At 67.0% G+C, this 9,910-nt stretch carries 7 protein-coding genes; 1 reads left to right on the forward strand and 6 read right to left on the reverse strand.

Annotated features, from left to right (window positions below):
* Positions 1 to 96: 96 nt before the first annotated feature.
* From AC1D2F_RS20270 to AC1D2F_RS20280, 3 genes are all read right to left on the reverse strand, one after another.
* Positions 97 to 585 (reverse strand): PTS sugar transporter subunit IIA, encoded by a 489-nt coding sequence (locus AC1D2F_RS20270; RefSeq protein WP_229994793.1) that lies wholly within the window; start codon positions 583 to 585, stop codon positions 97 to 99.
* Between the two features lie 89 nt (positions 586 to 674).
* Entirely contained in the window at positions 675 to 2,426 is a 1,752-nt protein-coding gene (locus AC1D2F_RS20275) for a glycerol-3-phosphate dehydrogenase/oxidase (protein WP_229994794.1), read from the reverse strand.
* A 92-nt stretch (positions 2,427 to 2,518) separates the two neighbouring features.
* Entirely contained in the window at positions 2,519 to 3,655 is a 1,137-nt protein-coding gene (locus tag AC1D2F_RS20280; protein ID WP_229994795.1) for a GuaB3 family IMP dehydrogenase-related protein, read from the reverse strand.
* A 55-nt stretch (positions 3,656 to 3,710) separates the two neighbouring features.
* Here AC1D2F_RS20280 and AC1D2F_RS20285 point away from each other — a divergent pair, with 55 nt between their 5' ends.
* Positions 3,711 to 3,926: a hypothetical protein gene (locus tag AC1D2F_RS20285; RefSeq protein ID WP_229994796.1), complete on the forward strand. Its 216-nt coding sequence runs from the start codon at positions 3,711 to 3,713 to the stop codon at positions 3,924 to 3,926.
* On the opposite strand, the gene AC1D2F_RS20290 is transcribed toward AC1D2F_RS20285, so the two are convergent.
* From AC1D2F_RS20290 to AC1D2F_RS20300, 3 genes are all read right to left on the reverse strand, one after another.
* Positions 3,913 to 5,763 (reverse strand): ABC transporter ATP-binding protein, encoded by a 1,851-nt coding sequence (locus tag AC1D2F_RS20290; protein WP_476967570.1) that lies wholly within the window; start codon positions 5,761 to 5,763, stop codon positions 3,913 to 3,915. The two genes, AC1D2F_RS20285 and AC1D2F_RS20290, sit on opposite strands and share 14 nt — an antisense overlap.
* Before the next feature lie 159 nt (positions 5,764 to 5,922).
* Positions 5,923 to 7,434 (reverse strand): IMP dehydrogenase, encoded by a 1,512-nt coding sequence (gene guaB, locus AC1D2F_RS20295; RefSeq protein ID WP_229994798.1) that lies wholly within the window; start codon positions 7,432 to 7,434, stop codon positions 5,923 to 5,925.
* 277 nt (positions 7,435 to 7,711) lie between these two features.
* Positions 7,712 to 9,808, reverse strand: coding sequence for an acyltransferase family protein (locus tag AC1D2F_RS20300; protein WP_476967571.1), 2,097 nt, complete (start codon positions 9,806 to 9,808; stop codon positions 7,712 to 7,714).
* Positions 9,809 to 9,910 lie beyond the last annotated feature (102 nt).

Genomic DNA, 9,910 nt, shown 5'->3' on the forward strand with positions numbered 1-9,910 from the left:
GAACAGCGAAACGGGGCAGCAGTTGGGCCTGACCAGAGTGGGGCAGCCGGGTCCCTGCGTGGCGACGGAGTCGACACGAAAGGGCCTGCCCCACTCTCAGTGGTCGAAGAACACCAGGCTGGAATTGATGAGTTCGGCGATCACTTCGGCGTCGTAGGCGCGGCGCAGCGACTCGCGGAAGGACTCCTTCGACAGTGAGCGTGCCAGTGTCGCGAGCACTTCGAGGTGATCGGAAAAGGAACTCGCCGGAGTGGCGATGAGCAGAATCACAGTGGCCGGGCCGTCCGCCGCCCCGAAGTCCAGTGCCCTGCCGTACTTCGTGATGCCGACAGCGATGGAGGTCTGGGAGACCAGCTCGCTGCGGGCATGCGGCAGCCCCACGCCGCCGGGCAGGCCGGTGGCGAGCTGGTGCTCCCTGGCATTGACCTGTTGGAGGAATCCCTCGAGATCGGAAATTCGTCCGGCCGCATGCATGCGTTCGGCGAGCTGGGAAGTGGCGTCGAGCTTGTCCGTGGCATCCATTTCGAGGATCACCATCTCGGGCGTGGTGAGCTCGGCGTCGTACCGGTCCAGTGGTTCCGCCAAGAGATGTCCCTTCGAAGTGGCGTCAGTGCACGCCGGCCGGCAGTCCAATGACTAGCGTTGTAATCTCCACTGCCGGCCGGTGCTGCGTCTCAGCGCAGGGGCACGATGTCCTCCACGCCCAGCCGTGCGGCGTCGGCGGATTCGTCGTCCGGCTGCTGCTGGCTCAGGCGCTCGGCATCAACCCGGGCCAGATAGTGCTTGATTTCGCCCTCGCGCTGCGCATCACTCCAGCCGAGAACGTCTCCCATTAGTTTAGCGACTACCGGGGCGGCGGACACACCGCGGTCCCACGCCTCAATCGAAATCCGGGTGCGGCGGGTCAGGACGTCCTGGACATGCCGGGCGCCCTCGTGAGTGGCCGCGTAGACGGCTTCGGCGGCCAGATAGTCGTCCGCGCCCGGCAGGGGCTCGGCCAGTTCCGGGCTGTCGGCGATGATCGCCAGCACCTCCGGAGCCATGGCACCGTAGCGGTTGAGCAGGTGTTCGATCCGGGCCACGTGGACGCCGGTCTCCTCCGCCATCCGGTTCCGCTGGTTCCATGCGGCCTTGAAGCCGCTCGCTCCCAGCAGGGGGATGGACTCCGTGCAGCTGGGCGGGACGCGCTCGTCCATGCTGCGCGTTGCCTCGTCGACGGCATCCTTGGCCATCACCCGGTAGGTGGTCCATTTGCCGCCTGCCACCACCACGAGACCCGGCACGGGGTGGGCCACCACGTGTTCCCGGGAGAGCTTCGCGGTGGAATCGCTTTCCCCGGCCAGCAGCGGGCGCAGCCCCGCGTAGACGCCCTCGACGTCCTCGCGGGTCAGCGGGCGCTTGAGGACCTTGTTGACGTGCTCCAGCAGGTAGTCGATGTCCTTGGAGGAGGCCGCCGGGTGGGCCTTGTCGAGGTGCCAGTCGGTATCCGTGGTCCCGATGATCCAGTGCCTGCCCCAGGGGATCACGAACAGGACGGATTTCTCGGTCCGCAGGATCAGCCCTACCGTGGACTGGATCCGGTCGCGAGGCACTACCAGGTGGATGCCTTTGGAGGCCCGCACCTTGAGCTGCCCGCGGTCTGTCACCATGGCCTGCGTTTCGTCGGTCCAGACTCCGGTGGCGTTGATGACCTGCTTGGCCCGGATGTTGAAGCTGGAGCCGTCCTCGTGGTTGACCACCTTGGCGCCGACCACGCGCTCGCCTTCGCGCACGAAGTCCACCACCGACATCTGGTTGACCGCGTGGGCGCCGTAGTGCGCCGCGGTGCGCACGAGGTTGGCGACGTACTTGGCGTCGTCGACTTGCCCGTCGTAGTAGCGGATGGACCCGACGAAGGCGTCGTCCTTGAGGCTGGGGGCGGCGCGCAGGGTTCCGCGCCGGGTCAGGTGTTTGTGGAAGGGGACGCCGCGGCTGTGCCCGCCGGTGATGGACATCGCGTCGTACAGGGCGATTCCGGCGCCGACGTAGGGCCGTTCCAGGAACGGCTTGTGGAGCGGGTACAGGAACGGGACCGGCCGGGCCAGGTGCGGTGCCAGCACGGAGAGAATGAGGCCGCGTTCGTGCAGTGCCTCCTTGACCAGGCCGAAGTCGAGCATTTCGAGGTACCGGAGGCCACCATGGATAAGCTTCGAGGAACGCGACGACGTCCCCGCGGCCCAGTCATTCGCCTCTACGATGCCTACGGTGAGCCCGCGGGTGACGGCGTCGAGGGCGGCGCCGGCGCCCACGATGCCTCCGCCCACGATCAGGATGTCGAGCTCTTTGCCGGGGGCGGTGCTGCCCCTGAGCACAGTGATTGAAGCCTCGCGTTCCGCAGGCCCAAGGGCACCTCCGGCCACGGCAGAACCGCCGGCAAAACTGTTCATGTCACGCCTCCATCCGGGTCAAACCTCGTAGGGCACCAGACTACGTCCAAGTTTCCCGGATGGGCAGGGCCAAACAAAGGCCGGTGTGGCGTTCAGTTTCCGGCGTACGGCGAGACGACGACGTCGACGCGCTGGAATTCCTTCAGGTCCGAGTAGCCGGTGGTCGCCATGGAACGGCGCAGCGCCCCGATGAGGTTGGAGGTGCCGTTGGTGTGGTGGCCCGGCCCAAACAGGACCTCTTCGAGCGGCCCCACTGTCCCGACGTTGACCCTGTCGCCGCGGGGCAGTTCGACGTGGTGGGCTTCCTGGCCCCAGTGCCAGCCCTTGCCGGGGGCTTCGTCGGTGCGGGCCAAGGCGCTGCCCAGCATCACGGCGTCGGCGCCCATGGCGATGGCCTTGACGATGTCACCGGAGGATCCCATGCCGCCGTCGGCGATCACATGGACGTAGCGTCCGCCGGACTCGTCCATGTAATCGCGGCGGGCGGCCGCGACATCGGAGATGGCCGAGGCCATCGGCGAGTGGATGCCCAGGGCGCGGCGGGTGGTGGTGGTGGCTCCGCCGCCGAAGCCGACCAGCACGCCGGCGGCACCGGTGCGCATCAGGTGCAGGGCCGGGGTGTAGCCGGCCGCCCCGCCGACGATTACGGGGACGTCGAGCTCGTAGATGAACTGCTTGAGGTTCAGCGGCTCGTGGTCCTTGGAGACGTGCTCTGCCGAGACGGTGGTTCCGCGGATGACGAAGATGTCGACGCCGGCGGCCACCACGGTCTTATAGTGCTCCTGCGTCCGCTGCGGGGTCAGGGAGCCGGCCACCGTAACACCGGCGGCGCGGATCTCGGCGAGGCGCGAGGTGATCAGCTCGGGCTGGATCGGCGCCTGGTAGAGCTCCTGCATGCGCCGGGTGACGGCGGGACTGTTGGTCTCGTCCGCGAGGCCCCCGATCTCGTCCAGCACGGACTGCGGGTTCTCGTACCTGGTCCACAGGCCTTCGAGGTCGAGCACGCCGAGTCCGCCGAGGCGGCCCAGGGCGATGACGGTTTCCGGCGACATGGCCGAATCCATCGGCGCCGCGATGACCGGCATGTCGAACTTGTAGGCATCGATCTGCCAGGAGACGGAGACGTCCTTGGGGTCACGTGTGCGCCGGTTGGGGACGATCGCAATGTCATCCAGGGAGTAGGCACGACGCCCACGCTTGCCTCGGCCAATCTCAATCTCGTAAGTCACTGCTCTAGGTTATCCCAGCCGACGCGGGGCGCCGCTTCGGCGTACTGTGTCCGTCATGCTTTGGCACCACGGGCAGCGGTGGATTTTCGACGGGCACATTGCCGGGATCGGCACGGGCTCGGGCCTGCGCGCGGTGGTGGGGCTGTGGGCGCAGTCCCCGTTCGCCGCCGTCCGGCCCGCCGTCGGCTTCGGTTTCAGCAGTGTCCCGCCGCGACCCAGCCTGGCCCGCGTGCGGACCACCATCGAAGGCCCTCCCCTCACTCGCCGCTGACGTTCTCGGTATCCGGGACGGTCAGCTGGGATTCGAACATCCGGAAGTAGCGGCCGCGGAGCGCCACGAGTTCCTTGTGGGTGCCCTGTTCGACGATGCTGCCGTCCTCGAGCATGTAGACCACGTCAGCCTTCTCGATCGTGGCGAGGCGGTGGCTGATGGCGATGATGGTACTGGCGCGGTCAGCGAAGAGCCTCGTGAAGATCCGGTGCTCGGCCAGCGCGTCGATGGCCGACGTCGGCTCGTCCATCACCATGAACGAGGCGTTGCGGTAGAAGTTCCGCGCCATCGCCAGGCGCTGCCACTGCCCGCCGGAAAGGCCGGAACCCTTCCGACCGCGCGGGTCCTCCATCCAGTTGCTGACATGGTTGTCCAGGCCGTTGGGCAGTTTGTTGATGAACTCGAGGGCTTCGGCATCCGCGGCGGAGCGACGGACCCGACCGTCATCGCGGGGCGAATCGACGTCGCCGAAGAAGATGTTTTCCGCCGCGGTGGCGAATTCGTATTTGAGGAACTCCTGGCTGAGCACCGCCAGGTGCCGGTGCCAGGACGTGACGTCGACGGCGGCGAGGTCCACGCCGTCGAGCATCACCTGCCCGGAATCGGGACGGTACAACCCGGCCAGGATGCGGATCAGGGTGGACTTGCCGGCGCCGTTCTCCCCCACGATCGCGATGTGCTGGCCCTGCCTGATGGTCAGCGAAATGCCGCGGATCACTTCCAGTTCGCTGCCGGTGTAGGTGAAGCGGATGTCCCGCAGGTCCACCGTTTTCGGCGCCTGCAGCAGGGGCGGGGCTTGGCCGGACTGCACCGGCAGCGCCATGAAGAGCTCGTAGTCCTTGAGGTTCGCCAGGTCCTCGTCGATCGAGCTGAGCGAGGAGACGAGGTTGTTGGCGGTGGACAGGGCGCGGCTGACAATCTGCTGGACATAGAGGAACTGCCCCACCGGCTGGGCGCGGGCGATGATCTGGCCCACCACCCAGATCAGGGAGACGACCTCGGCGCCGTACTGCAGGGCATCGGCCGCGAGCTGTTTGGGAATGTAGCGTTTCTGGAAGTCCAGCCGGCGCTTTTCGTCGGCGTCCCGCAGCCGGGAGCGCAGCCCCATGAGGTAGCCGACGATCCCGTAGAGCCGCATCTCGGCGATGTGCTGCGGGCGCAGGAGGTTGGTTTCAATCATCCTGCGCTGCCTGCGGGAATCGACCTGGGTGTTCCAGTGCGCGATCTGCTCGCGGGAGAGCTTGAACTGCAGGTAGACGCTGGGGACGATCGCGATCAGGACGATCACGGCGATCCACCAGCTGACCAGCAACAGCGCGCCGATGGCCAGGAGCACGGAGACGAGCTGGGTGAAGATGGCGGCGATCCGGTCCAGGACGCGGGCATAGGAATCGGAGAAGCGCTTGGCGCGGTCGTACAGGTCCACAGTCTCTTTGTCGTCGTAGCGCCAGAAGTCCAGGGTCAGGAAGCGCTCGTACATGAGATCCCCGACTATCGCGCCGACCCGGAAGCTCATGAGCTGTTGGATGTAGCGGTCCACGCTGCTGAACGATCCCCAGAAGAGCCCGAGTGCCGCGGTGATGATGACGTAGACGACGGCCTGGCCGCCGGCGTCGGCGTCGCCCGCGTAGGCGGCGGCCAGCGCCGTGGTGGTCAGGGCCGCAAAGTACGTCGTGACCAGCGGCAGGAGCGCCGAGATCAGCGAGCCGAGGACCTTCATGACGACGGCGGCGGGCGAGGCCCGGAAGCTGACCCGCAGCACCTGCGCCACGGCGCGGGCGTAGGGCTTGAGCGCGAGCTTGCGTTTGGGCGCACGTGCCGGCAGGAGTTCGGACATGCCTCCAGCCTAGTTCCGTGGCCCGGAGCCGGCGTGAGCGGCACCGCCGCTGGAAACGGGCCGCCGTAAGCCGCCCTAAGAAGGGTGAGCCTGCCCCTTAAGCGGGTGAGCCCGCCGAAACTGTGGTTTCGGCGGGCTCACCCGTTCTGGCGAAGGGTCTTAGCGCGACCCGTAGTTCGGGGCTTCGACCGTCATCTGGATGTCGTGCGGGTGCGATTCCTTGAGCCCGGCCGGGGTGATGCGGACGAACTTGCCGCGCGCCTTCAGCTCGGCCACGGTCGGTGCGCCCGTGTAGAACATGGTCTGGCGGAGGCCGCCGACCAGCTGGTACGCCACCGACGACAACGGACCGCGGTACGCGACCCGGCCCTCGATGCCTTCCGGGATGAGCTTGTCGTCGCCGGAGACGTCCGCCTGGAAATAGCGGTCCTTGGAGTAAGAGGTGTTCTTCCCGCGGGTCTGCATGGCCCCAAGGGAGCCCATGCCGCGGTAGCTCTTGAACTGCTTACCGTTGACGAAAATCAGGTCACCCGGGGATTCGTCGCAACCGGCCAGCAGGGAGCCGAGCATCACGGTGTCGGCGCCGGCGACGAGCGCCTTGCCGATGTCACCGGAGTACTGCAGGCCGCCGTCGGCGATCAGCGGGACGCCGGCCGGGATGGCAGCCTTCGCCGACTCGTAGATGGCCGTGATCTGCGGGACGCCCACACCGGCCACCACGCGGGTGGTGCAGATGGACCCGGGACCGACGCCGACCTTGATGCCGTCGGCACCGGCGTCGATCAGTGCCTGGGCACCTTCGCGGGTGGCTGCCTGGCCGCCGATGATGTCCACGTGCGCCGCAACGGGATCGGACTTGAGCCGGCGGATCATCTCCAGCACACCCTGGGAGTGGCCGTTAGCGGTGTCCACGAAGAGGGCATCCACGCCGGCGTCCACGAGTGTCATGGCGCGTTCCCAGCCGTCGCCGAAGAAGCCGATCGCCGCGCCGACGCGCAGGCGGCCTTCGTCGTCCTTGGTGGCGAGCGGGTACTGCTCGGCCTTGGTGAAGTCCTTGGTGGTGATCAGGCCCTTGAGCCGGCCCTGCTCGTCAACGAGCGGCAGCTTCTCGATCTTGTTCGTGGCCAGCTTGTGCGAGGCTTCCTCGCGGCTGATGCCGACGTGCCCGGTGACGAGCGGCATCTTGGTCATGACGTCGCTGACCAGCCGCAGCGGGAAGTCGGATTCGGGCACGAAGCGCGTGTCGCGGTTCGTGACGATGCCCAGCAGCCTGTTGCCCTCGTCCACCACCGGGAGACCGGAGACGCGGTAGCGTGCACAGATGTCGTCCAGCTCGGCCAGCGTGGCCTCGGGGCCGATGGTCAGGGGGTTGGTGATCATGCCGGATTCGCTGCGCTTGACCCGGTCCACCTGGTCGGCCTGGTCAGCGATGGAAAGGTTGCGGTGGACGACGCCGAGGCCGCCCTGGCGCGCCATGGCGATGGCCATGCGGGACTCCGTGACGGTGTCCATCGCGGCGGAGAGCAGCGGGGTCTGGACCGTGATGCGCTTGGAGATCCGGGAGGACGTGTCCGCTTCCGAGGGGATCACGTCGGTGTGGCCGGGCAGGAGCAGGACGTCGTCGTACGTCAGGCCGATGAAGCCGAAGGGATTGTGTTCGGGCTGGGTCATGAGTGCGCCTCTTACCTTGGGTTACGGGGTTCACGGGTAGGGGTTGCAACAGATGACCAGCCCGTCATTACGGGTCTGGTCTGTGCAGAAGGTTGTGCAGCAGGTTGTGCAGAAGTCCTGAATAAATAGTAGAACCTTGGCGGCGATAGCCATATTCCGGGGCAGTAATGTGCGGCTCAATGTGAGCCGTCCCATGCCCGCACGTCTCCCCGACCGCCCAAACCGGCCCTGCGGCCGCCCCAGCCGGGATCGGCCGCACCCGCCGGGGAAGGCCGGTCTATTTCCAGCCGGTGGCGGCGAGCAGCCGCTTTTCGAACATGGGGATCATGGTCTGGACGTAGGTCTTGGTCAGATGGTTGTCGTCCTTGTAGACGTACACGTTGCCCACCACAGCGGGGCAGGTTCCGTTGGCGCAGATGAAATCGCTCATGTCCATCAGGTGCAGCCCGGGCACCCGGCCGCGGTACGCGTCGAGCGGTGAGGACCCTGCGAGCGATTCCTGCTCCGGCACGTTGCATTCCGCCGCGTCCTCGCCGTTCTTCTGGACGCACTCGGGCATGTTGATGTTAAAGCGGGGGTTGTCGCGGATGCCCACCACGTCCATGCCGGCGTCGGTGAAGGGTTTGATGCCCTCCAGGTACTGGGGCACTTCGGTCTCGAACGGTGCTTCCTTGTGGGTCAGGGACGCAACCGTGAAAACGGCGTCGGGGTGGTGGTCCAGGACGTACTGCGCGCTGGCCCTGTTGAAGGCGTTGCAGTCCGCGTCCCGCTCCGGGGATTCCCCGCCGAAGCGGCAGTTGCCCTTTAGGAGGGTGACCACTTCCCAGCCGTGGCTCTTCGCGATGGGGCCCAGCGCCGCCATGTACTGCTGGGCATGCGAGTCACCGAGCACCACGATCCGCTTGGTGACCTTCTCCGGCCTGTTGTTCTGCAGGCAGCCCTGCAGCAAGGGGTCACTGGGGACGTTTCCGTCCGTGCACAGCCCGTCAATGTCGGCCCACTCGTTCTTCATCGCTGCCGGTGCGGGGATGATTCTCGCCTCCGGCGTGGGTTTGCCGGCGTTTTCCGGTGCCAGGGCGGCCGCGCCGGGGGTCAGCTCCTTGGGCTGGGATGCCGCCTCGGCCTCGTCGGCGACGAGCTGGCTCTGCCAGACGGCCACGGGACCGGCCAGCAGCGCACCACAGGCGGCAATCACGACGGCGGTACGCCAGGCGCGGCGCTTGGGCCAGTGCCATTCGCGCAGCGGCTTCTCGACGAAGCGGGTGGTGAGCACGGCCAGAACGACGGACCCGGCAACGATGCACAGCCCCTGAAACAGGTTCGGCGCCGTGATGCCCGCCCCGGCGAGGGCCAGGACCAGCAGCGGCCAGTGCCAGAGGTAGAGCGCGTAGGAGTTGTCTCCCAGCGCCACCAGGGGTTTCCAGGTCAGGAAGCGGTCGACGCCGAAGCGGCTGCCGCTTTGACCGGCGGTGATGATCGCGGCGGCGGCGAGCGTGGGCCACAGCGCGATGAATCCGGGGAAGGAACGGTCCACGGTCAGCAGCAGCCCGCAGGAGAGCATGGCCAYCAGGCCGGCCCAGCCCAGTACGATCCGCAGGATCTTGCCCGGCTTGACGTACGGCAGGGCGAGGGCCAGGAGCGAGCCGAGGGCGAACTCCCAGAGCCGGGCGCCGGTATCGAAGTACGCGTGGGCCTGGTTCGTTGCGGTCTGTTGAATCGAGTACGCGAGAGACACGGCGAAGATGGCGCCGAAGGCCGCTGCCAGCAGGGGCCGGTAGCGCAGCAGCACGTGGTCCTGTCCGTTCCGGCGGCTGTACACGCGCCGGAGCAGGCGGGAAAGAAGTGCCGTGCCGGCAAAGACGAGAGGCCAGAGCACGAACACCTGGCCCTGGATCGAGAGTGACCAGAAGTGCTGGAGCGGGCTCGCGCCCGAATGGTCCTGGGCGTAGTAGTCCACGGCGCTGTCCGCCAGAAGCCAGTTCTGCCGGTACAACAGGGAGGCCCAGGCCTGCTCAAGGACCTCGGGCCAGCGGCTTTGCGGCAGGATGGCCCAGGTGCCGGCGAGGACGCCGAGAATCACGACGACGACGGCGGGCAGCAGGCGCTTGAGCAGATGCATCCAGTGGCTCAGCAGCCGGAGTGGCGCGCCGCTTTCGACCTTCCGCGTGAAGCTGAGCGTCATCAGGAATGCCGAAATCAGAAGGAAGATGTCTACGCCGCCGGAGACCCGCCCCAGCCACACATGGTAGGTGACCACCATGAGGACCGCGAGGGCGCGAAGGCCCTGGACTTCGGGGCGGTAGCTTGCTTTTCGGCTCGACGGAGAACCTGCGTCTGCCCTTGGCGGGGTGACGATGGTTCGCTCGCTCGACACAAATATCCCTTCCGGCCAGTTTCCAAAACATCAATGTTACCGAAACGTAATTTTCTTGGCCAATCGCCGGCGCCCGCGGGAAGCCCTCCCGCGGCCCTGGCG

The sequence above is a fragment of the Arthrobacter sp. P1_B3 genome, assembly GCF_056406615.1.

Coding starts and splice junctions, on each gene's coding strand:
- AC1D2F_RS20275 (WP_229994794.1), bottom strand. CDS start 2,426: ATGAACAGTTTTGCCGGCGGTTCTGCCGTGGCCGGAGGTGCCCTTGGG.
- AC1D2F_RS20285 (WP_229994796.1), top strand. CDS start 3,711: ATGCTTTGGCACCACGGGCAGCGGTGGATTTTCGACGGGCACATTGCC.
- AC1D2F_RS20290 (WP_476967570.1), bottom strand. CDS start 5,763: ATGTCCGAACTCCTGCCGGCACGTGCGCCCAAACGCAAGCTCGCGCTC.
- guaB (WP_229994798.1), bottom strand. CDS start 7,434: ATGACCCAGCCCGAACACAATCCCTTCGGCTTCATCGGCCTGACGTAC.